This is a genomic window from Nocardioides solisilvae, assembly GCF_003194625.1.
Lineage (GTDB): Bacteria > Actinomycetota > Actinomycetes > Propionibacteriales > Nocardioidaceae > Nocardioides > Nocardioides solisilvae.
In genome coordinates this window covers 617,565-639,986 of record NZ_QHKX01000003.1, presented here as the reverse complement: position 1 = coordinate 639,986, position 22,422 = coordinate 617,565, and the positions used below count along the sequence as shown (strand labels likewise).

The window sequence follows — 22,422 nt, the reverse complement described above, 5'->3', positions numbered from 1 at the left end:
CCCCTCACGCCCCCCACATAAGAGGACTGGTATCCGCCCAATGCAGACGAGCGAGGACCCCCTCGGCCGGTCGGCGCCCACGCGCCGCTCGACCGGGGAGCGACGGCCGCTGCTGGGCTCGCCGGTGCGGCGCACCATCGTGGACCAGCTCGCCGCCCTCCCGGCACCGGTCGACGGTGCGGCCCCGGGCCTCACGGCGCAGGAGCTGGCCGCGCGCCTCGGACTGCACGTCACGACCGTCCGCTTCCACCTCGACCAGCTGGTCGAGGCGGGGATCCTCGAGACGGAGCAGCGGGGCGGACGGGTCGGGCGACCGCGGAAGGTCTACCGGGTCCGCCCGGGCGGGCTGCTGGGCGAGCCCGCGGGCGACGCGCACGCGGCCCTCACCGAGATCCTCGCGGAGTCCTGGCCGGCCCCGGGCCAGCCGGCCCCGAGCCCGCGCGAGGCGGGCCGGCGCTGGATGCTGCGGCACGCCGAGCCCGCGCCGGACCCGGCCGGCCCCCACGACAGCGCCGCCGTCTGGTTCGGTCGGGTCGGCCGGGTCATCGACCTGCTCGAGAACTGGGGCTACAGCCCCGATCTGCGCACCTCCGAGGGGGGCGAGGTCGTCGAGATGACGCTCGTCGACTGCCCCTTCCTCGCGCTCGCCGCCACCCGCGCCGACGTCGTCTGCGGCGTCCACCAGGGGCTCATCGAGGGTGCGGTGGAGAGCACCGGCGAGCAGGGGGCCGAGGTGCGGCTGATGCCGCTGGTCGGTCCGCGCACCTGCGTCGCCCACCTGCGCCGCGGCCATGCTGCCGCGAGCCCGCCAGGCGACCCAGCCACTCCACCAAGCCCAGCAGCCAGCCCAACGGCCAGCCCATCAGCCAGCCCAGCAGCCAGCCCATCCGCAGCCCGCGCCGACGAGGAGCACCCGTGACCGACACCCGCCCAGGACTCGACGGATCGCTGACCGAGGCGCTCGTCTCCACCCGCCGCTTCTTCACGAAGGCCGAGGTGAGCGACGACAAGAGGTCGTTGCACAAGAAGGGCGGTCGCGAGGCCGACGCGTTCTACCGGGACCGGTGGAGCCACGACAAGGTGGTCCGCTCCACCCACGGCGTCAACTGCACCGGGTCGTGCTCGTGGAAGGTCTACGTCAAGGACGGGATCATCACCTGGGAGACCCAGCAGACCGACTACCCGAGCGCCGGCGCCGACCGGCCGGAGTACGAGCCCCGCGGCTGCCCGCGCGGTGCCGCCTTCTCCTGGTACACCTACAGCCCGACCCGGGTGCGCTACCCCTACGTGCGCGGGGTGCTGCTGGAGATGTTCCGCGCCGCCAAGGCGCAGTACGGCGACCCCGTGGTCGCGTGGGCCTCGATCGTGCAGGACCCCGAGCAGGCGCGCCGCTACAAGTCCGCCCGCGGCAAGGGTGGGCTGGTCCGCGCCACCTGGGACGAGGTGACCGAGATCGTGGCGGCGGCGCACGTCTACACCGTCAAGCGCTGGGGCCCCGACCGGATCGCGGGCTTCTCGCCGATCCCGGCGATGTCCCCGGTCTCCTACACCTCCGGCGCCCGCTTCCTCGAGCTGGTCGGCGCCCCGATGCTCTCCTTCTACGACTGGTACGCCGACCTGCCGAACGCCTCGCCCCAGATGTTCGGCGACCAGACCGACGTGCCGGAGTCCGGCGACTGGTGGGACGCCGGCTACCTCATCATGTGGGGCTCCAACGTCCCGGTCACCCGCACCCCCGACGCACACTGGATGGTGGAGGCGCGCTACCGCGGCCAGAAGGTCCTCGCGGTCGCGCCCGACTACGCCGACAACGTGAAGTTCGCCGACGAGTGGGTCACCACCCAGCCGGGCACCGACGGCGCCCTCGCGATGGGGCTGGGCCACGTCATCCTCAAGGAGTACTTCGCCGACCGGCAGGTGCCCTTCTTCACCGACTACAACAAGCGCTACACCGACCTGCCCTACCTGATCACCCTGGAGCCGTCGGGGACCGACGGCGTCTGGCGCCCCGGCAAGTACCTCGTGGCCGGCGACATCGGACACCCCGAGGGGGGCAGCGAGCACACCATGTGGAAGCCCGCGGTGATCGACGCCGCCACGGGGGAGGTGCGGATCCCGAGGGGTTCGGTCGGCCACCGCTACGGCGACGAGGGCATGGGCCAGTGGAACCTCGACCTCGGCGACATCGACCCCGCCCTCACGATGTACGACGGGGTGCGCGAGGCGGTCGAGGTCGAGCTCCCGCGCTTCGACGGCACCGACGGCAAGGTCGGCCACGAGCGCCGCGGCGTCCCGGTCGCGAAGGTCGGCGACCGCCTGGTCACCACGGTGCTCGACCTGCTGCTCGCCCAGTACGGCGTGGCGCGCGAGGGTCTCCCGGGCGCGTGGCCCGCGTCGTACGAGGACGCCTCGGTGCCCGCCACCCCGGCGTGGCAGGAGCAGCACACCGGCGTGCCGGCCGCCCAGGTCACCCGGCTGGCGCGCGAGTGGGCGCAGAACGCGATCGACACGCAGGGCCGCGGGATGATCCTGCTCGGCGCCGGCGTGAACCACTGGTTCCACTCCGACCAGATCTACCGCGCGATCCTGCTGCTCACCACCATCACCGGCACCCAGGGCCGCAACGGCGGCGGCTGGGCGCACTACGTGGGCCAGGAGAAGGTGCGCCCGATCATGGGCTTCCAGCACATGGCGTTCGCCCTGGACTGGCACCGCCCGCCGCGGCACATGAACCAGACGGCGTACTGGTACGTGAACACCAGCCAGTACCGCTACGACACGTTCTCCGCCGACGACCTCGACGCCGGCACCGGGATCTTCGCCGGCAGGTCGGTGATGGACCTGCTCGCCCAGTCGGCCCGGCTCGGCTGGAGCCCCAGCTACCCGACGTTCGACCGCAGCTCGCTCGCCCTGGCCGACGACGCGGCCGAGGCCGGCATGGAGGTGCCCGACTTCGTCGCCCGCGAGCTGAAGGAGGGCCGGCTCAAGTTCGCCGTCGAGGACCCCGAGGCGGAGGAGAACCACCCGCGCGTGCTCTCGCTGTGGCGCTCCAACCTGCTGGGCTCCTCGGCCAAGGGCAACGAGTACTTCCTGCGGCACCTGCTCGGCACCGACAGCGCGGCGACGGCCGTCGAGGCCCCGGAGCACCAGCGTCCCTCCGGGGTCGCGTGGCCCGAGAAGGCGGGCGAGGGCAAGCTCGACCTGCTGATGACCATCGACTTCCGGATGACCAGCTCGACGATCCTCAGCGACGTGGTGCTCCCGGCGGCGACCTGGTACGAGAAGCACGACCTGTCGACCACCGACATGCACCCCTTCGTCCACTCCTTCAACCCGGCGATCTCCCCGCCGTGGCAGACGAAGTCGGACTGGGACGCGTGGAAGACGATCGCCAAGAAGTTCAGCGAGCTCGCCGTCGACCACCTCGGCACCCGGCGCGACGTCGTGGCCAAGCCGCTGTGGCACGACACCCCCGAGGCGCTGGCCACCGAGCACGGCGTGGTCAAGGACTGGCGGCTGGGCGAGTGCGACCCGGTCCCCGGCAAGACCATGCCGGTGATCGCGGTCGCGGAGCGCGACTACACCGCGATCCACGACAAGATGACGTCCATCGGCCCGCTGATGGAGAAGGTCGGCATGCTGACCAAGGGCGTCGCCTACGACGTGAAGCGCGAGATCGACATCCTGCGCAAGCGCAACGGCGTCACCCGCGGCGGGGCCGGGGACGGCCAGCCCAAGGTCGAGACCGACGTGCAGATGGCCGACGCGATCCTCCACCTGGCTGGCGTCTCCAACGGACACCTCGCCACCCAGGGGTTCCGGTTCCTCGAGCGCCGCACCGGGACCGAGCTGGCCGATCTCTCGGCCGAGCACGAGGGCAAGCAGATCACCTTCGCCGACACGCAGGTCGCGCCGGTGCCGGTGATCACCTCGCCCGAGTGGTCGGGCTCGGAGTCCGGCGGCCGCCGCTACTCGCCGTTCACCATCAACATCGAGCGGCTCAAGCCCTTTCACACCCTCACCGGCCGCCAGCAGTTCTACGTGGACCACGACTGGTTCCTCGGGATGGGGGAGATGCTGCCGGTCTACCGCCCGCCGCTGAACATGAGCCGGCTCTTCGGCGAGCCCGAGCTCGGCTCCACCGGCGAGCTCGGCGTGGCCGTGCGCTACCTGACGCCCCACAACAAGTGGTCGATCCACTCCGAGTACCAGGACAACCTCTTCATGCTCTCGCTCTCGCGCGGCGGCCAGTCGGTGTGGATCTCCGACCGCGACGCCGTCAAGGTCGGGATCAAGGACAACGACTGGATCGAGATGGTCAACCGCAACGGCGTCGTGGCGGCCCGGGCGATCGTGAGCCACCGGATGCCCGAGGGCACGGTCTACATGCACCACGCCCAGGACCGGCTGATCGACGTGCCGCTCACCGAGCGGGACGGCAAGCGCGGCGGGATCCACAACTCGCTGACCCGGATCCTCATGAAGCCCAACCACATCGTCGGCGGGTACGCCCAGCTGGCCTACTTCTTCAACTACATCGGACCCATCGGCAACAACCGCGACGAGGTCACCACCATCCGCAAGCGCACGGCTCCGGTCGAGTACTGAGACCCGGACCAGGAGAGGACGTCGACATGCGAGTCATGGCACAGATGGCCATGGTCATGAACCTCGACAAGTGCATCGGGTGCCACACCTGCTCGGTGACCTGCAAGCAGGCGTGGACCAACCGCGCCGGCACCGAGTACGTGTGGTTCAACAACGTCGAGACCCGCCCGGGTCTCGGCTACCCGCGCCGCTACGAGGACCAGGAGGAGTGGAAGGGCGGTTGGACGCTGAACAAGCGCGGCCGCCTGGCGCTCAAGGGGGGCGGGCGGCTGCGCAAGCTGGCCACGATCTTCTCCAACCCCAAGATGCCGTCGATCCAGGACTACTACGAGCCCTGGACCTACGACTACGAGACGCTGACCAGCTCGCCGGCCACCGACAACTTCCCGGTGGCGCGGCCCAAGTCTCTGCTCACCGGCAAGAACATGACCATCAAGTGGTCGGCCAACTGGGACGACAACCTCGGTGGCTCCCGCGAGCACGCCAGCCGCGACCTCATGCTCAAGGGCATCGAGGAGAAGGTGAAGATGGAGTTCGAGGAGACCTTCATGTTCTACCTCCCGCGCATCTGCGAGCACTGCCTCAACCCCTCGTGCGCGGCCTCCTGCCCCAGCGGCGCCATCTACAAGCGGGCCGAGGACGGCATCGTCCTCGTCGACCAGGACCGCTGCCGCGGCTGGCGGATGTGCGTGTCGGGCTGCCCCTACAAGAAGGTCTACTTCAACCACCGCACCGGCAAGGCCGAGAAGTGCACGTTCTGCTACCCGCGCCTCGAGGTCGGCCTGCCGACCGTGTGCTCCGAGACCTGCGTGGGCCGGCTGCGCTACATCGGGCTGGTGCTCTACGACGCCGACAAGGTGCTCGAGCAGGCCTCGATCGAGGACGAGAAGGCGCTGTACGCCGCCCAGCGGGCCTGCTTCCTCGACCCCGACGACCCGGAGGTCCAGCGGGCCGCCGAGGCCGCGGGGATCCCGGCCGACTGGATGGAGGCGGCGCGCCGCTCGCCCGTCTGGGCCCTGATCAACCGCTACGAGGTGGCGCTCCCGCTCCACCCGGAGTACCGCACGATGCCGATGGTCTGGTACATCCCGCCGCTCTCCCCGGTGGTCGACGTCATCAAGGACACGGGCTTCGACGCCGAGGACCGGGGCAACCTCTTCGCCGCCATCGAGGCGCTGCGGATCCCGGTCGAGTACCTCGCCAACCTCTTCACGGCCGGCGACGTCCCGACGGTGGAGGGCGTGCTGCGCAAGCTCGCGGCGATGCGCTCCTACATGCGCGACATCAACCTCGGGCGCGACCCCGACGAGTCGATCCCGGCCGCGGTCGGGATGGACGGCGAGACGATGTACGACATGTTCCGGCTGCTGGCCATCGCCAAGTACGAGGACCGCTACGTCATCCCGTCGGCCCACGCCGAGCAGGCGCACGCGCTGGAGGAGCTCGCGACGGAGTGCTCCCTCGAGTTCGACGGCGGCCCGGGGATGTACGACTCCGGTCCGTTCGGCGAGGGCTCCGGCCGCCCGGTCCCGGTCGCGGTCGAGAACTTCCAGATGCTCAAGGACCGCCAGACCTCCGACACGCTGGCCGCGCCCGACGACAAGGCCACCCGGGTCAACCTCCTCAACTGGGACGGCAAGGGCGTGCCCAGCGGGCTCTTCCCGCCGCGGCCCGACGCCACCCCCGACCGTCCGGACGCGGGGCTGACCGGCGGCACCGGAGGACGGGGGAGCGGCGCATGAGCCCGTTGCTCCGGTCGCGCCCGCGCCCGCGCCCGCGCCCCGCTGCGCGGCTCGACGACGACGCCGTCCGGGCGACCTGGCAGGTCGCCTCGCTGCTCATCGACTACCCCGACGAGGACCAGCGGCTCGACCTGGTCGAGGCGGTGCTGCCCGGGCTGCCCGACGAGCTGCGCGAGCCGCTGGCCCGCTTCGTGGCGCACCGGAGGACGGCCCCGCTGGGCGAGCTCCAGGCCGAGTACGTCGAGACCTTCGACACCCGGCGCCGGTGCGCGCTCTTCCTCACCTACTTCCTGCACGGCGACACCCGCAAGCGGGGGATGGCCCTGCTGCGCTTCAAGCAGACCTACATGGCGGCGGGGCTCGAGCTCGGGGACCGGGAGCTCCCGGACCACCTCGCCGTCGTGCTCGAGTTCGGCGCCAGCGCCGACCTCGACGCCGCGCGTCGGCTGCTGCTCGACCACCGGGCGGGCCTGGAGCTGCTGCGGCTCTCGCTCACCGACCTCGGCTCGCCCTGGGCCGACGTCGTCGTCCCCGTCTGCGCCACGCTCCCGCCGCTGGACGGCGAGGGGATGGAGCTGGTCCGCCGGATCGCCGAGCAGGGGCCGCCCGACGAGGAGGTCGGGATGACGCCCTACGGCACGCCCGGCTTCGACGCCGCGCTCACCGACCCGACGTACCGGCGACCCGGAGCGTCCGGCTCCGTCGACCTCGGTCTGCCGACCTTCCCCGGCCGGCACAGCCCCTCCCACCTCGAAGGACAAGGAGCCTGACGTGGACCAGTTCCTGTGGGTCGTCGTGCCCTACCTCTGCCTGGCGACCTTCGTGGTGGGCCACTTCTGGCGCTACCGCTACGACAAGTTCGGCTGGACCACCCGCTCCTCGCAGCTCTACGAGGACAAGCTCCTGCGGCTGGGCTCGCCGCTCTTCCACTTCGGGATGCTCGGCGTCGTCGGCGGCCACGTGATCGGGCTGCTGGTCCCGCGGTCGTGGACCGACGCCATCGGCATCGACGACCACCTGTACCACTACGTCGCCGTCGGCGGCGGGCTCGCCGCCGGGGTCGCGGCGGTGGCCGGGATGGTCATCCTCATCTACCGCCGCCGCACCGTCGGACCCGTCTTCTCCGCCACCACGGCGATGGACAAGGTGATGTACCTCTTCCTCGCCGTGGTCATCTTCCTCGGCATGTGGAACACGATCGCCGGGTCGATCTTCACCCTCGGCGGGGAGTACAACTACCGGGAGGGCGTCTCGGTCTGGTACCGCTCGTTCCTGGCCTTCCAGCCCGACGCCTCGCTCATGGCCGACGCGCCGATCGGCTTCCAGCTGCACGCGCTGACGGCGTTCGCCCTCTTCGCGCTCTGGCCGTTCACCCGGCTGGTGCACGTCTTCTCCGCCCCGGTGGGCTACCTGACCCGGCCCTACATCGTCTACCGGTCGCGCGAAACCACCCTGAGCAGCCACCGGCCGCGGCAGGGCTGGGACGAGCCCGCCAACCGCTGAGCCCAGTCCCGGGTCGCCGGCTGGCGACCCGGGACTCAGAGCACCCCGCGGGGCCGGAACTGCACCGAGAGCCGCGGCCCGGCCTGCGCCTGCTTGGGGACCGCGTGGTCCCAGGTGCGCTGGCAGGAGCCTCCCATCACGACGAGGTCGCCGTGGCCGAGCGTGACCGAGAGCGAGGGCCCGCCGCCCCGGGGCCGCAGCGCGAGGCGCCGCGTGTCGCCCAGCGAGACGATGGCGACCATCGTGTCCCGGGTGCGGCTGCGCCCGATGCGGTCGCCGTGCCAGGCCACCGAGTCGCGCCCGTCGCGGTAGTAGCAGCAGCCTGCGGTGACGAACGGCTCCCCGAGCTCGGGCAGGTAGTGTGCGCTGAGCGCCTCTCGGGCGGCGACCAGGGCCGGGTGGGGGAGCGCCGCGCCCGCGCCGTAGTGGTGGAGCAGGCGGGGGACGTCGACCACCTGCTCGTACATCTCCCGCCGCTCCGCCCGCCACGGCACCTCGGCGACCATCGTCGCGAAGACGTCGTCGGCGTCGCCGAGCCAGGCGGACTGGACGTCCACCCAGGCACCGCGGCCGAGCTGGCGACGCTCCGGGTGCAGCTCGCCCGGGCCGGGGTCGGTCGTGGCGAAGAGGGTCGACTGCAGCTCCATGCCGCCCGATGCTATCGAACGGGTGTTCGACGCGCCACGTCCAATTCTCCGATACCGGTGGCGCCCGGCTTGACCGGCACGGGAGGCTAGGCCCATGACCGCACTCGCCGAGGGCTCCGCCACCCGTCTGGGCGACGGCGGCGTGCCGGCGGCGCGGGTGCGCAACCTGCGCAAGACCTACGGCACCGGGCAGGCGCAGGTACAGGCCCTCGCGGGCGTCGACCTGGACCTCGTCGCCGGGCAGTTCACCGCGGTGATGGGCCCCAGCGGCTCCGGCAAGTCCACCCTCATGCACTGCTGCGCCGCCCTGGACACGGGCACCTCGGGCGAGGTGTGGATCGGCGACAAGGAGCTGAGCAAGCTCTCCGACGCCCAGCTCACCGCGCTGCGCCGCGACGAGATCGGCTTCGTCTTCCAGTCCTTCAACCTGGTCCCGACGCTCACCGCCGAGGAGAACATCCTCCTCCCGCTCTCGATCGCCGGACGCAAGCCCGACCGTCGGTGGTACGACGTGGTGATCAACACCGTCGGCCTGCGCAAGCGGCTGGACCACAAGCCCAGCGAGCTCTCCGGTGGCCAGCAGCAGCGGGTGGCCGTCGCGCGGGCCCTGGCCAGCCGGCCGCGCATCGTCTTCGCCGACGAGCCGACCGGCAACCTCGACTCGCACTCGGGGGCCGAGGTCCTGGAGCTGCTGCGCCGCAGCGTCGACGACTACGGGCAGACCATCGTGATGGTCACCCACGACGCCGTGGCCGCGGCCTACACCGACCGGGTGCTCTTCCTGGCCGACGGCCGGCTGGTCAGCGAGCTCCACGACCCCGACCGCGAGCAGGTGCTCTCGGTGATGACCCGGATGACGGCGCCCGGCGCCGGTCCGCGCTGACCCGACGGACCACCCGTGCTCCGCGCTGCGATCAAGAGCCTGCTGGGGCGCAAGGTGCGCCTGCTCATGAGCACGTTCGCGATCGTGCTCGGCGTGGCCTTCGTCGCCGGGACCCTGATCTTCACCGACACGCTCAACCGCAGCTTCACCGCCCTCTTCGCCTCCACGGTCGGGGACGTCGTGGTCGGTCCGGCGGGTGAGGGCGGGGCCGGCGGCTCCACCCGCACCGTCCCGGCCAGCCTCGTGCGCAAGCTCGAGCGGGTGGAGGGCGCGGCGCGGGCCGACGGCAACGTCAACGACGCCTCGGTGATGGTGCTGGACAAGAACGGCAAGGCGCTCGGCGGGCTCGGGGCGCCGGGGCTGGCGGGCAACTTCACCGGTGCCCCGGCCGGCCAGGGGCTCGCGGGCCTCACCGTCGTGCAGGGCCGGGCGCCGGAGGGCCCCGGCGAGGTGGTGCTCGACGCCGCCTCGGCCCGCCGGGCGCAGCTCTTCGTGGGCCAGGAGATCCAGCTCGTCACGAGCCTGGAGAAGGGCCTGCTCACGCCGACCCTCGTGGGGATCGTCGACTTCCCCGACGGGGGGTCGCTCAACGGCGCCTCCTGGGTCGGCTTCGAGACCCGGGTCGCCCAGCGGCTCTTCCTCGACGGTCGGCGCAAGTTCCACGACGTCTGGGTGACGGCCGAGCCGGGCGTCTCCCAGGCACAGCTGCGGGACCGGGTGGCCGAGGTGCTGCCCGGCCGCCTCCAGGCCCGCACGGGCGACGAGGTCGCCGACGCCAGCGCCAGCGAGCTGCTCAAGGCGGTCAGCTTCCTCACCACCTTCCTGCTGATCTTCGCCGGCATCGCCCTCGTGGTGGGGGCGTTCCTCATCGTCAACACCTTCTCGATCCTCGTCGCCCAGCGCAGCCGCGAGCTGGCGCTCTTCCGCGCGCTCGGCGCTTCGAAGCGGCAGGTCACCGGGTCGGTGCTGGCCGAGGCTGCGGTGCTCGGTGCGCTCGGGGCCACCCTGGGCATCGGCCTGGGGGTCCTCATGGCCATGGCGATCCGCACGCTCTTCGCCGGCGTGGGCCTCGACCTGTCGGGGCAGCCCCTCGTCTTCCGCCCGCGGACCTTCGTGGCGGCGTACGTCGTCGGGGTCGTCGTGACCATGGCCGCGGCGTGGCTGCCGGCCCGGCGGACCGCCCGGATCGCCCCCGTGCAGGCGCTGCGCGACGACGTGGCCATGCCGGAGGGGTCGCTGCGCAAGCGCTTCGGCCTGGGGATGGCGCTGCTGGTGGTCGGCGGGACCTCCCTGGCGATCGGCCTCTTCGCCGTCGACGTCGAGCAGGACGGCTGGTACGTCGGGGCGGGGGTGCTGGGCATCCTCTTCGGCGTGGTCTCCGCGAGCCCGGTGATCAGCCACCCGTTCCTCGCGGGCGCACGCGCGCTGCTCGCCGCGGTCTTCGGCACCGTCGGCAACCTCGCGGGCCAGAACTCGCTGCGCAACCCGCGCCGGACCACCGCCACCGCCTCGGCGCTGATGATCGGCCTGGCCCTGGCGGGCACGATGTCGATCCTGGGCGACTCCGCGAAGGCCAGCGTGGACCGCAGCATCGAGGAGAACTTCCGCGGCGACTACATCGTCAGCAACATGGCGGGCCAGCCCTTCTCCCCGGCGATCGCCCGCCGCATGAAGCGGGTCGAGGGCGTCGAGCGGGTCGTCGCGCAGCGCTTCGTGAGGGCCGAGGTCGACGGCGAGACCCGGGGCCTCGCCGCCGCCGACGCCGACGCGCTCGCCGGCCCGCTCGGGATGCGGGTGGAGCAGGGCCGGCTCGCCGACCTGGGCCGGGGCGCCGTCGTGGTGGACCGCGGCTTCGCCGACGACCGCGGGGTCGGGGTCGGCGACGAGGTGGTCGTGACGATGAACGGCACCGACCGGCCGCTGCGCGTGGTGGGGGTCTTCACCGACAACCCGGTCCTGGGGGCGTCGCTGGTCACCACCAAGCAGACCCTGCTCGGGGCCGGCTACCCGGACCGCGACAACTTCCTGGTGATCGACGTGCGGGAGGGCAGCGCCGTCGCCCGGACCCGGATCGAGGAGGTGGTCGAGGACCTGGTCACCGTCACCGTCAAGGACCAGGCGGCGTTCGCCGAGGAGCAGCGCCGGCCCATCGACCAGCTGGTCCTCATGATCTTCGCGCTGCTCGGGCTGGCTCTCCTCATCGCCGTCCTCGGAATCGTCAACACGCTCGCCCTCTCCGTCATCGAGCGCACCCGGGAGGTGGGCCTGCTGCGCGCGATCGGCCTCGGCCGGCCGCAGCTGCGCCGGATGATCACGCTGGAGTCGGTCGTGATCGCCGCGCTGGGGTCCCTCCTGGGGGTGGTCCTCGGCGTGGGCTTCGGGGCGGCGCTGATGCGCACGCTGCGGGACGAGGGGCTGGAGGTGCTCTCGATCCCGTGGGACCAGCTGCTGGTCTTCCTCGTCGTCGCGGTCGTGGTCGGCGTGCTGGCGGCCGTCCTGCCGGCCCGGCGCGCGGCGGGACTCGACGTGCTCAAGGCCATCGCGACCGACTGACGCCGACGGGACGCGACCCCCGGGCCGGGGGGTCCCGGCTTCCTGCATTCGCCGGACGCAGCGGGTCGGCTCCACCTATCGTTCCGCTCGTGGAACAGGCCGTCGAGATGGTGCAGCGCGAGCTTAAGCACGTGGTCGTGCGCGAGCACGTGCGCAGCCTGCTCGACGGCGCCGAGCCCGGCACCCCCGCGCCGTCGGAGCGGGAGCTGGTCTCCCAGTTCAAGGTCGCCCGGATGACGGTCCGCCAGGCGCTCGACGCGCTCGTCGCCGAGGGGCTGCTGGAGCGGATGCCCGGTCGCGGCACCTTCGTGGCCCGGCCCCGTCGTCGTCCCGCCCAGCTGACCAGCTTCACCGAGGACATGCGCCGGCGCGGGCTCACCGCCGACTCCAGGACCCTGCTCGCCCGGATCGAGAAGGCCGGCCCGGGCGTCGCCCGGGCGCTCGAGGTCGAGCCCAACTCGCCGGTGGTGCACTGGAAGCGGCTGCGCCGCGCGGGCGGGGCGACGATGTGCCTCGAGGACGCCTACCTCAACGAGGCGCTGCTGCCGGGCTTCCTGGCGTCCGGCCTGCCCTCCAGCCTGTACGACGCGCTGCAGGGCCGGCGGCTCCGCCCGACCTGGGCGGAGGACGCGATCCAGGCCGACGTGGCCAGCGTCGAGGAGGCCGACCTGCTCGGCCTCGAGCCGGGCCAGCCCGTGCTCCGGCTCGCCCGCCGCGCGCTGTGCGGTGACCGGGTCGTCCAGGTCTCCCGGTCGACCTACCGCAGCGACCGGTTCACCCTGCACGTGCAGCTGGGCGAGGCGACCGCCTGAGCCCGACGAGGCCTCAGGCCCCCACGTCGTGGGAGTCGACGATCCGGTAGGCGTAGCCCTGCTCGGCGAGGAACCGCTGCCGGTTCTGCGCGAAGTCGGCGTCGACGGTGTCGCGGGAGACCAGGGTGTAGAAGTGCGCGCTGCGGCCGTCCCCCTTCGGGCGGAGCAGCCGCCCGAGCCGCTGCGCCTCCTCCTGGCGCGAGCCGAAGGAGCCGGAGACCTGGACGGCCACCTCGGCCGAGGGCAGGTCGATGGAGAAGTTCGCCACCTTGCTGACCACCAGCAGCCCCAGCTCGCCGGCACGGAAGGCGTCGAAGAGGCGCTGCCGCTCGCGCACCGGGGTGTCGCCCTTGATCACCGGGGCGCCCAGGGTCTCGGCGAGCTCGTCGAGCTGGTCGAGGTACTGCCCGATGACCAGCGTCGGCTGCCCGGCGTGCTGCGCCACCAGGCGGCGGACGACGTCGGTCTTGCCCGGGGTGCAGGCCGCCAGCCGGTAGCGCTCCTCGGGCTCGGCGGTGGCGTAGGCGAGCCGCTCGGCGTCGGTGAGGGTGACCCGCACCTCCACGCAGTCGGCCGGCGCGATCCAGCCCTGCGCCTCGATGTCCTTCCACGGGGCGTCGTAGCGCTTGGGGCCGATGAGGGAGAAGACGTCGCCCTCGCGGCCGTCCTCGCGGACCAGGGTGGCGGTCAGGCCGATCCGCCGGCGCGCCTGCAGGTCGGCGGTCATCCGGAAGATCGGGGCGGGCAGCAGGTGGACCTCGTCGTAGACGATCAGGCCCCAGTCGCGCGCGTCGAGCAGCTCGAGGTGGGGGTAGACGCCCTTCCGCCGGGTCGTCATCACCTGGTAGGTCGCGATGGTGACGGGACGGACCTCCTTGACGGAGCCGCTGTACTCCCCGATCTCGTCCTCGGTCAGCGTGGTGCGGCGCAGCAGCTCGTCCTTCCACTGCCGGGCCGAGACGGTGTTGGTGACCAGGATCAGCGTGGTCGCCCGGGCGTGCGCCATCGCGCTGGCCCCGACGATCGTCTTGCCCGCCCCGCACGGCAGGACCACCACGCCCGAGCCGCCGTGCCAGAACGACTCCGCGGCGTCGCGCTGGTAGTCGCGCAGCGCCCAGCCCTCCTCGACCAGCTCGATCGGGTGGGCCTCGCCGTCGACGTAGCCGGCGTGGTCCTCGGCCGGCCAGCCGAGCTTGAGCAGGGCCTGCTTGAGGTTGCCGCGCTCGCTGGGGTGGACCAGCACGGTGTCGCCGTCGGGGCCGCCGACCCGTTCGCCCAGCATCCCCTTGATCCGCTTCGCCCGGAGCACCTCCTCCAGCACCGGCCGGTCGGTGCTGACCAGCACCAGGCCGTGGACGGGGTGCTTCTCCAGGCGCAGCCGCCCGTAGCGGGCCATCGTCTCGGCGACGTCGACGAGCAGCGCGTGCGGGACGGCGTACCGGCTGAAGGTGAGCAGCGTGTCGACCACCTGCTCGGCGTCGTGCCCGGCGGCGCGCGCGTTCCACAGGCCCAGCGGGGTCAGCCGGTAGGTGTGGACGTGCTCGGGGGAGCGCTCGAGCTCGGCGAAGGGCGCGATCGCGCGCCGGCACTCCTGGGCGCGCTCGTGGTCGACCTCCAGGAGCAGCGTCTTGTCGGACTGGACGATGAGCGGGCCGTCGTTCACGCGGGGCCCCCGACGGCCGCCCGGCGCCGGGCGCGGAACGCCGCCACGTTGGCCCGGGAGGAGCAGCGCTCGGAGCAGTAGCGGCGCGAGGCGTTGGGCGAGGTGTCGACGTAGACCCGTCGGCAGGGGGCGGCGCTGCAGACCCCCAGGCGCGTGGGCCCCAGGTCGCAGACCAGCGTCGCCAGACCCATGAGGGCCTCCCCGACGAGGAGGTCGGCCACCGACGCCGAGCGGTCCGCGACGTGCAGGTGGAGGACGCCGTCGTGGTCGCTGATCACCGGGGTGACCGGGTGCTCCACGAGCAGCTCGTTGAGGCCGGCCACGACGTCGGCGACCCGACGCTCCTCCGACGCCTCGAAGACCGCCCGCAGCCGGCCGCAGAAGGCCCGCAGGGCCCGGACGTCGCGCGGGGTCACCTGCTCGTGGAGCCACTCCCGGTCGGCCAGGTGGGCGATCAGGGCCTCGGGGTCCGCGGGCTCGGCGTTGACCAGCGCCGCGGCCTGGTCGGCGTACCGGAGGAAGTCCACGGCGCCGAGTCTACGGACCGGCCGCGGGCCCGCCGACCGACGTGATCCGGTGGACCGAGAAGGTGCGGACGTCGTCGCTGCGGTGGTCGTGGGCGGTGAGCTGGCCGCCCTCCAGGCGGAGCGGGTCGACCAGCCGCTCGGTGCTCGCCCCGTGGTTGTCGACGTAGCCGATCACGACGCTGCTGCCCGCCTCGATCGCCTCGCGGAGGGCCGCCAGCGCCGTTGTCGGGGTGGTGGCCACCTGCGGCCGGGCGGGCGCCGCCGCGACCGCCCGGTCGCCCGCGCGCACGGCGGTCACGGCCGCCTGCAGCCGGGCGGCCTCGCGGGCCCGGGCCACCCCGTCGGCCGGCCGCGGGCGTGGGCTGCGGGCGCGCTGCAGGTCGGGGCGGGCCACCCGCACCGTCCCGTCGGGGGCCTCGACCACCGGCGCGGCGCCCAGCTCGCGCAGCCGCGGCAGCAGGAGGTCGACCGGGAGGGCGGAGACCAGCACGGTGGGGGCGAGCCGGCGCAGCTCCAGCGACGCGGCCCGCGGGTCGGCCAGGAGGGCGCTGAGCGCCGCCTCGTCGTCGGCCCGCAGGAACGCGCCCGCGGTGCCGACCCGCAGGGTGCCGAAGGTCCGCACGACGTCGTTGACGAGATAGGTGAGCGGCTGCGGGACGGGGGTGCGGGAGGTGCGGGCGAGGAAGTCGTGGACCTCCGCGCCGGACCACCCGGCGTCCAGCGCCCGGCGCAGCGAGCCGGCGGTGAACCGGTAGACCGTGGCGCCACCGCGCGACTCCACGTCGGCGAGCAGGTGCAGGTCGCGGGCCAGCGCCGGCTCCAGCGGTCCCGGGGCGACGGCGGTCAGATCGGCCTGGACGAGCACGTGGTCCACCGGCGCCGGCAGCAGCGGCGCCAGGAGCTCGGCGGCCCGGTCGCCGGCCCCCGCGTCAGGGGCCAGCAGAGCCCGACCGTGGCCGGCCAGCCCCCCGAGGCCGGTCAGCCCCAGCACGCCCGCCTCCTCGACCGCCCACGCCACCATGTCGGCCCGGGCAGCGGGGCGCCGGGGCCGCAGCCACTCGGCACGCGCCACCAGGGAGGGGACCCCCGTCCCGGTGGCGAGCACCTCGTCCTCGGGGAGGGTGGCGAGGAGCTCCAGCGCGGTGGTCCGGGCCTCCACGGCGAAGGCACTGGAGAGGTCGGGGGCCAGCGCGTTGCGGGTCTTGCCGGCGCTGTCGCGGGTGCCGACGAGGCCGCTCAGCCGCGGGGAGGCGAGCCACGCCCGGACCAGGTCCAGCCACCGGTGCGCCGCGGGGGCGGCCGTCCACGTGTCGAAGGCGTGGGTCGGCAGCCAGGCCGCCACGCCGTCGGCGTCCGGCCCCTCGGCGAGCAGCCCCGCCGCCGCGGCGACCTCGACGAGCAGCGCGGCGACCGGCTCGGTGACGTGCAGCTCGGTGGCGGCCGCCTTCAGGTCGCGGACGCCGAGCCCCCCGCTGCGCAGCACGCCGGGTGGGTGGGTGCCCCACTGGTCCAGCAGCAGCTCCACCCGGCGTACCGCCTCGAACGCCGCGCCCGCGGCGGTGCGGTCGACCAGCACCCGGTCGCGCGGGCTGGTGACCAGCTCGGGCACGTCGTCGACCGGGGCGGCCGTGGTCCGGCCGCCGCGGACGGCGATCCCGACCTGCCCCGGCAGCAGCAGCACGGCGCCGGCCCGGCCGTCGACCGGCTGCGGGACCAGCAGCCCGTGCGCCAGCGCCTCCTCGACCGGGCTGGTGGCCTCCTCCGGGGAGGCCGGGACGCGCACCCGCTCGCTGGTCCCCTCGCCGCCGTGGTCGGCCAGGTGCTCCAGGAGCGCGCGGGCGGCGGGGGAGAGGCGGGCCACCCGCTCGACCGCCTGCGCGGGCGGGAGCCCGTGGGGGGTGACGGGGCGCAGGCCGCTGGTCCGGGAGTGGACGTCGCCGCGCAGCGCGTCCGCCACCCCCGTGAGGGGCCGCAGGCCGTCGCCGGCCTCCCAGACCAGGGCGCGGTCGACGAGCACCTCCAGGGCGGTGCGGACGGCCGCGGGGTCGGCGTGGACCACCGCGACCACGTCCTCGGGTCGGCCGCCGCCCAGGATGACGAGCGCGTCGAGGACCAGCAGCTCCAGGCGGGTCAGGCCGTCCAGGGCGCGCAGGACCGAGGAGCGGGTCGCCGCCCGCGACGCGACCTGGGCGGAGTCGCTGGGGGCCGGGGAGGCCAGGTCGGGCCGGGCGGCGAGCAGCCGGGCGAGGCGCTCGTCCGGCCAGCCCCGCAGCTGGTCGGCGAGCGTCCTGGGGGGCTCCCCCTGCACCGGTCGTGACATCCCTCCTACGCTACTCGCCAGCCCCGGCGTCCGGGGGCGGCGACCGGCCGCCCCGGCGTGGGCCCGAACCAGGAGGACGCGGATGGCGGCGGTCGACCTGCACCACGGCGCGGCGACGGACGTGGGACACGTCCGCGAGGCCAACGAGGACGCCTTCCTGGTCGCCCCCGACGTCTTCGCCGTGGCCGACGGGATGGGCGGCCACGCCGGCGGCGAGGTGGCCAGCGCCTACGCGGTGCAGGAGCTGGGCCGCCTGACCGGTCGCCGGCTCGGCTCGCGCGCCGGCGTCGAGGCGGTGCTGGAGTCGCTGGTCCGCTGCCAGGTGCGGCTGCGGGCGTACGCCGAGGGGCAGGCCGGGAGCGGCGGTCCCGCGCCCCACAGCGGCACCACCGCCGCGGTCGCGATGCTGGTCCACGACGAGGACCCGCGGTGGCTGCTGGCCAACGTGGGCGACTCGCGGATCTACCGGCTCACCGACGCCGGGCTCGACCAGGTGAGCACCGACCACTCGGTGGTCCAGGAGCTGCTCGACGCCGGCCGGATCACCGCCGAGGAGGCGGCCGAGCACCCCGAGCGCCACGTGATCACCCGGGCCCTGAGCGCGGCCGAGGCGCCGGAGCCCGACTTCTTCTCCCTGCCGCTCGCCGCCGCCGAGCGCCTGCTGCTGTGCACCGACGGGGTCAGCGGGATGATCGACGACGCCACGATCGAGGCGCTGCTCACCCGTCACGAGGACCCGCGGGACGCCGCCGAGCAGCTGGTCGCGGCCGCCCTGGCGGCCGGTGGACGCGACAACGCGACGGCCGTGGTGGTGGATGTGGTGGGATTGGCGAAGGAGCACGCCTACGACGCCCAGCAGCAGAAGCTGAGCCTCGAGACGAAACTGGGGGCCTTGCCGTGAACGACGTGAAGAACCGCTCGAGCTCGACCGGCACGTGGCTGGCGGTGCTCGGACCCGAGCTGACCGTCCTGCTGCCCGGCCGCGAGAAGGCTCGCGCCGCCGCGCTGTGGGCCACCGTGGACGACGGGGCGCGCTTCGAGGTGGTCCTCGACCAGCTCCTCGCCGACGGTCTGCAGGCCGTGCCCGACTTCGTGCTGGTAGCCGCGGCCGGACGCTCCGCCCGGGTGCTGGTCCGCGGGTCGGCGGCCCTCTCGGTCCGCTCCGAGGACGGCGCGAACGAGGTCGTGGCCGGCGACCGGGTCTGGACGGAGCGCACCTTCAGCGGCGTCGAGTCCCTCGTGGCCACGCTGCCGGACGCCGGCGAGCGGGGCCTGCCGGCGCCCGTGGGCCCCGGTCTGTTGCGCGTGGGGTCGCTGGTCTGGGGTGCCGACGACGTCGCAGCCGACGTCGCGGCCGACTCCGCGGCCGACGTCGCAGCCGACTCCACGGCCGACTCCGCCGCCGACGCCGCAGCCGGGGAGGCGGCCGTCCCGGTGTCCGAGCCGGAGCCCGAGCCGGAGCCCGAGCCGGTCGTCGAGCCGGAGCCCGAGCCGGAGCCCGAGCCGGTCGTCGAGCCGGACCCCGAGCCCGAGCCGTTCGACGACCACGAGCCCACCCTCGACCCGACCCTGGACGGTCCGGCACAGCCCGACCCCGAGCGCGCCGGGCCCGACCTGCCCACCCCCCACCAGCCCGCCCCCGACCAGCCCGCGTCCGCCGGGGCCCCGGGAGCCCCTGGCGTCGCGGGCGTCGTCCCGACCCCGGTGCCGGGGATGCCCACGGTGCCCCCGCTGCCCACGGTGCCGCCCGTCTCCGTGCCCCGGGTGGGCGACCAGGCGCCGCCGACCGGGGCGCAGCCCGCGGTCGGTCGCGGCCCCGAGCACGACGGCCTGACCCAGCTCGGCCAGCCCGTCGAGCAGCCGCCGTCCGGCATCCCGGGCCAGCCGCAGGCCCCGAAGGTCACCGCACGCCCCGTGGCTCGCCTCGTCTTCTCGCACGGCACCACGACCGACGTCGACCGCGCCGTCCTCATCGGGCGGGCGCCGGAGGCCCGCCGGTTCGCCCCGGGCGACCAGCCCCAGCTCGTCACCGTCCCCAGCCCGCACCAGGAGGTCTCCTCGACCCACCTGGAGATCCGTCCCGGCTCGGGGGTGGACCACGGCACGGCGGTCGCCACCGACCTGGGCTCCACCAACGGCACGCTGCTGGTCCAGCCGGGCCTGCCGCCCGAGGACCTCCAGCCGGGCATCGCCGTCCAGCTGATCCCCGGTGCCATCATCGACCTCGGGGACGGAGTCACCATCCAGGTCACCCAGCCGTGACGCAGCAGCCCTCCCGGCCGGCCGGACCGGCGCCCGGCCTCGCGCCGCACGCCCCCGCGGACCCGCCCACCTTCCCGGTGGCGGACCTCGAGCGACGGTTCATGGCGCTCGCGCTCGACCGGGCGACCAGCTGGACGCTGTACGCCGTCGTCGGCGTCGTGGGCTGGCTCGTGTGGGGCCGCGACGGCCTGTGGCTGACCCTGGGGCTGGTCCTGGGCCTCGCCCTCCTCGTGGTCCTGGTCAACGGGGTCGTCACCGGGACCAGCGGGGCGACGCCGGGGAAGCGGGCCACCAGCCTGCGCGTCGTGCACCACGGCACGGGCCTGCCGATCGGCGCCGGCCCCGGGATCCTGCGCTCCCTCGTGCTGGGGCTCTCGGCCCTGCCGACCTTCGGCTTCGGCCTCGCCGCGCTCGCCTGGACCGCGCTGGCCGACCCGCGGGGCCAGCGACGTGGCTGGCACGACCAGCTGGCGGGCTCCGTGGTGGTCGACCTGCGACCCGAGGACGCCGGCGTCGAGGAGGCCGACCAGGGCCCCCGGCACGTCGTCAACCTCACCGCGATGCGCCTCGTGCCGGCGGCGGCGCAGCCCCCGCCCGTCGTCGAGCGCCCCGCCCGGCCCGCCGCCCAGCCGGGCGTCGGAGGCGCGCCCGCCGCCCCGTCGTACGCGAATGCCGCGGGCCCGCCCCCGGGCGTCGGGTCGTACGCCCCTCCGGCAGGTCCGCCCCCGGGCGTCGGGTCGTACGCCCCTCCCGCGGGCCCGGCGCCGGTCGCCCCGTCCCCCGCCGCCCCGCCGGCCGCTCCCTCGTGGGCCCCGCCCGGCGGCGCGCCCCGCCAGCCCGCCCCCGCGGCTGCGTCCACCCCGGCGCCGCCCGCCACACCCGGCCCGCCCGCGGCGTCGCCGACCCCGACCCCCGGTCGGGCGCCGTCCTCCACGCCCCCCGCCGCCGACCCGGGGCGCACGGTGGCGCGCCGCCCGGCGACGCCGGCCGCGCCCACCGGCCCGCGGTGGCGGGTCGCCTTCGACACGGGGGAGGCGTTCGTGGTCGAGGGGCTGGCCCTGGTCGGCCGCCGGCCCGAGCCGCGGGCCGGCGAGCAGGTCCGGCACCTCGTGCCGCTCACCTCGACCGACATGTCGCTCTCCAAGACCCACGCGCAGTTCGGCCCGGCGCCCGACGGCAGCCTGGTCGTGATGGACCGCGGCTCGACCAACGGTTCGCTCGTGCTGCGCCAGGGCGTGGCGCGCGAGCTGCACGCCGGGAAGCCCACGACGCTGCTGCCGGGCGACCGGGTGCGCTTCGGGGACCGCGAGATGTCGGTGGAGCGCGAGGCCTGAGCCGGGCTCGGCGGGCCGACCGGGCCCGACCTAGGCTGGCGGGCATGTCGGAGCCGCGCGTCCCCCCTCTGGTGGTCGGCTTCGACCTCGACATGACCCTGATCGACACGCTCCCCGGCTTCACCGCCACGCTCGCGGCGCTGGCCGAGGAGCACGACGTCGTCCTCGACGCCCGGGAGATCGGCTCCCGGCTCGGACCGCCGCTGGTGCAGCTGCTCGAGGGCCACCTGCCCGACGACGCCCTTGAGGCGGCCGTCGACCGCTTCCGTGCGCTCTACCCCGACCTGGCGATCGGCCCCGTGCCCACCCTGGCCGGGGCCGTGGAGGCGCTCGCCGCCGTCCGGTCGCACGGCGGACGCCTGGTCGTCGTCACCGGGAAGTACGCCGCCAACGCGCGGCTGCACCTCGACCACCTGGCCCTCGACGTCGACCACCTCGCGGGCGACGTGTGGGGCGCGGGCAAGGGGGCCGCCCTGCGCGAGCACGGGGTCGGGGTCTACGTGGGCGACCACGTCCACGACGTCGAGGGCGCGCGCGCCGGCGGGGCGCTCAGCGTCTCGGTCCTCACCGGCGGCTGCACCCGCGAGGAGCTGGAGGCCGCCGGCACCGACGTCGTCCTCGAGGACCTCACCGCGTTCCCCGGCTGGCTCGACGAGCACGTCCTGGACCTGCGGCTCGAGGCGCTGCGTGCCGACCTCGAGGCGCGGGGATCGGTCCTGGTCGCCTACAGCGGCGGCGCGGACAGCGCCCTGCTGCTCGCCGCCGCCGTCCGGGCGCTCGGGCCGGAACGGGTCGCCGCGGCGACCGGCTACTCCCACTCCCTCCCGCAGGTCGAGCGCGACCCGGCCCGCCGGTTCGCCGAGGAGCTCGGCGTGCGGCTGCTCACCCCCACCACCCACGAGCTGGAGCGCGAGGGCTACCGGACCAACTCCGGGCAGCGCTGCTACTTCTGCAAGGCCGAGCTGGTCGAGGTGCTGCAGGAGCTCGCCGCCACGCACGGTCTCGCCCACGTCGCGACCGGGACCAACGCCGACGACGCCGTCGCCGGCTTCCGGCCCGGCATCCGGGCCGCCGCCGAGCGCGGGGCGATCACCCCGCTGCTCGACGCGGGGCTGAGCAAGGCCCAGGTCCGGGCCGCGTCCCGGCGCTGGGGGCTGCCGACCTGGGACAAGCCCGCCGCCGCCTGCCTCTCCAGCCGGGTCGCCCACGGCATCGAGATCTCTCCGCACCGGCTCGCCCGGGTGGAGCGCGCCGAGGCCGCGGTGCGGGAGGCCTGCGCGCACGCCGAGGTCCCGCTGCGCGACCTGCGGGTTCGCGACCTCGGCGAGGAGGCGAGCGTCGAGGTGGACGCCGCCCTGCTCACGGGCCCGCTCGCCGACGGCACGCCGCTGGCCGAGCGGGTGCTCGCGGTCGTCCGCGAGGCCGGCTTCCCGGCGGCCGCGATCGACCCGCGCGGCTTCCGCTCGGGCTCGATGAACGAGCGCACGGCCGGGTGGCGGGCCTCCGTGTCGGCCGCCTATCCTTCACAGCGCCGCGGCGAGGGCCGCGCGCGTGCCGAGGAGACGTGA

Annotated in this window: 16 protein-coding genes; 12 read left to right on the top strand and 4 right to left on the bottom strand. The window is 74.5% G+C overall.

Translation table 11 applies throughout. The features are described 5' to 3' along the window. The first annotated feature begins 40 nt into the window (after positions 1 to 40). Genes DNK53_RS17590 through narI form a run of 5 tightly spaced genes read left to right on the top strand, consistent with a single transcriptional unit; the run spans position 41 to position 7,853 of the window. Positions 41 to 919, top strand: coding sequence for a helix-turn-helix transcriptional regulator (locus DNK53_RS17590; RefSeq protein ID WP_162599952.1), 879 nt, complete (start codon positions 41 to 43; stop codon positions 917 to 919). After that, positions 916 to 4,608: a nitrate reductase subunit alpha gene (locus tag DNK53_RS14395; protein WP_110182988.1), complete on the top strand. Its 3,693-nt coding sequence runs from the start codon at positions 916 to 918 to the stop codon at positions 4,606 to 4,608. Before DNK53_RS17590 ends, DNK53_RS14395 begins: the two co-directional genes overlap by 4 nt. Before the next feature lie 26 nt (positions 4,609 to 4,634). Further along, positions 4,635 to 6,350 (top strand): nitrate reductase subunit beta, encoded by a 1,716-nt coding sequence (narH, locus tag DNK53_RS14390; RefSeq protein ID WP_110182987.1) that lies wholly within the window; start codon positions 4,635 to 4,637, stop codon positions 6,348 to 6,350. After that, positions 6,347 to 7,120 (top strand): nitrate reductase molybdenum cofactor assembly chaperone, encoded by a 774-nt coding sequence (narJ, locus tag DNK53_RS14385; protein WP_110182986.1) that lies wholly within the window; start codon positions 6,347 to 6,349, stop codon positions 7,118 to 7,120. Before narH ends, narJ begins: the two co-directional genes overlap by 4 nt. Before the next feature lies 1 nt (position 7,121). Beyond that, complete coding sequence (gene narI, locus DNK53_RS14380) at positions 7,122 to 7,853, top strand: respiratory nitrate reductase subunit gamma (RefSeq protein WP_110182985.1); 732 nt, start codon at positions 7,122 to 7,124, stop codon at positions 7,851 to 7,853. 35 nt (positions 7,854 to 7,888) lie between these two features. Here narI and DNK53_RS14375 read toward each other — a convergent pair whose 3' ends face one another. After that, positions 7,889 to 8,500: an alpha-ketoglutarate-dependent dioxygenase AlkB gene (locus tag DNK53_RS14375; RefSeq protein WP_110182984.1), complete on the bottom strand. Its 612-nt coding sequence runs from the start codon at positions 8,498 to 8,500 to the stop codon at positions 7,889 to 7,891. 94 nt (positions 8,501 to 8,594) lie between these two features. Between DNK53_RS14375 and DNK53_RS14370 the strand changes: the two genes are divergently transcribed. From DNK53_RS14370 to DNK53_RS14360, 3 genes are all read left to right on the top strand, one after another. After that, complete coding sequence (locus DNK53_RS14370; RefSeq protein WP_110182983.1) at positions 8,595 to 9,383, top strand: ABC transporter ATP-binding protein; 789 nt, start codon at positions 8,595 to 8,597, stop codon at positions 9,381 to 9,383. 15 nt (positions 9,384 to 9,398) lie between these two features. After that, entirely contained in the window at positions 9,399 to 11,936 is a 2,538-nt protein-coding gene (locus DNK53_RS14365) for an ABC transporter permease (RefSeq protein WP_110182982.1), read from the top strand. An 89-nt stretch (positions 11,937 to 12,025) separates the two neighbouring features. Beyond that, positions 12,026 to 12,748, top strand: coding sequence for a GntR family transcriptional regulator (locus tag DNK53_RS14360; RefSeq protein ID WP_239456543.1), 723 nt, complete (start codon positions 12,026 to 12,028; stop codon positions 12,746 to 12,748). A 13-nt stretch (positions 12,749 to 12,761) separates the two neighbouring features. Here DNK53_RS14360 and DNK53_RS14355 read toward each other — a convergent pair whose 3' ends face one another. Genes DNK53_RS14355 through DNK53_RS14345 form a run of 3 tightly spaced genes read right to left on the bottom strand, consistent with a single transcriptional unit; the run spans position 12,762 to position 17,258 of the window. Further along, a complete protein-coding gene (locus DNK53_RS14355; protein WP_110182981.1) occupies positions 12,762 to 14,411 on the bottom strand; it encodes a DNA repair helicase XPB in 1,650 nt (549 codons plus the stop codon). Then, positions 14,408 to 14,938, bottom strand: coding sequence for a CGNR zinc finger domain-containing protein (locus DNK53_RS18155; protein ID WP_110182980.1), 531 nt, complete (start codon positions 14,936 to 14,938; stop codon positions 14,408 to 14,410). The genes DNK53_RS14355 and DNK53_RS18155 overlap by 4 nt, the downstream gene beginning before the upstream one ends. A gap of 10 nt (positions 14,939 to 14,948) precedes the next feature. After that, positions 14,949 to 17,258, bottom strand: a complete 2,310-nt coding sequence (locus DNK53_RS14345) for a helicase C-terminal domain-containing protein (RefSeq protein WP_110182979.1) — start codon at positions 17,256 to 17,258, stop codon at positions 14,949 to 14,951. 82 nt (positions 17,259 to 17,340) lie between these two features. Between DNK53_RS14345 and DNK53_RS14340 the strand changes: the two genes are divergently transcribed. From DNK53_RS14340 to larE, 4 genes are read left to right on the top strand one after another with little or no spacing between them, the layout of a single operon-like run. Continuing rightward, positions 17,341 to 18,159 (top strand): PP2C family protein-serine/threonine phosphatase, encoded by an 819-nt coding sequence (locus DNK53_RS14340; RefSeq protein WP_110182978.1) that lies wholly within the window; start codon positions 17,341 to 17,343, stop codon positions 18,157 to 18,159. Continuing rightward, positions 18,156 to 19,520: an FHA domain-containing protein gene (locus DNK53_RS14335; protein ID WP_110182977.1), complete on the top strand. Its 1,365-nt coding sequence runs from the start codon at positions 18,156 to 18,158 to the stop codon at positions 19,518 to 19,520. The genes DNK53_RS14340 and DNK53_RS14335 overlap by 4 nt, the downstream gene beginning before the upstream one ends. Beyond that, positions 19,517 to 20,854 carry an RDD family protein gene (locus DNK53_RS14330; protein WP_110182976.1) on the top strand — a complete coding sequence of 446 codons (1,338 nt, stop codon included), beginning with the start codon at positions 19,517 to 19,519 and terminating at the stop codon, positions 20,852 to 20,854. Before DNK53_RS14335 ends, DNK53_RS14330 begins: the two co-directional genes overlap by 4 nt. Before the next feature lie 44 nt (positions 20,855 to 20,898). Then, the gene (larE, locus tag DNK53_RS14325) at positions 20,899 to 22,422 is read left to right on the top strand and encodes an ATP-dependent sacrificial sulfur transferase LarE (protein WP_204163928.1); all 1,524 of its coding nucleotides are present in this window, start codon (positions 20,899 to 20,901) and stop codon (positions 22,420 to 22,422) included.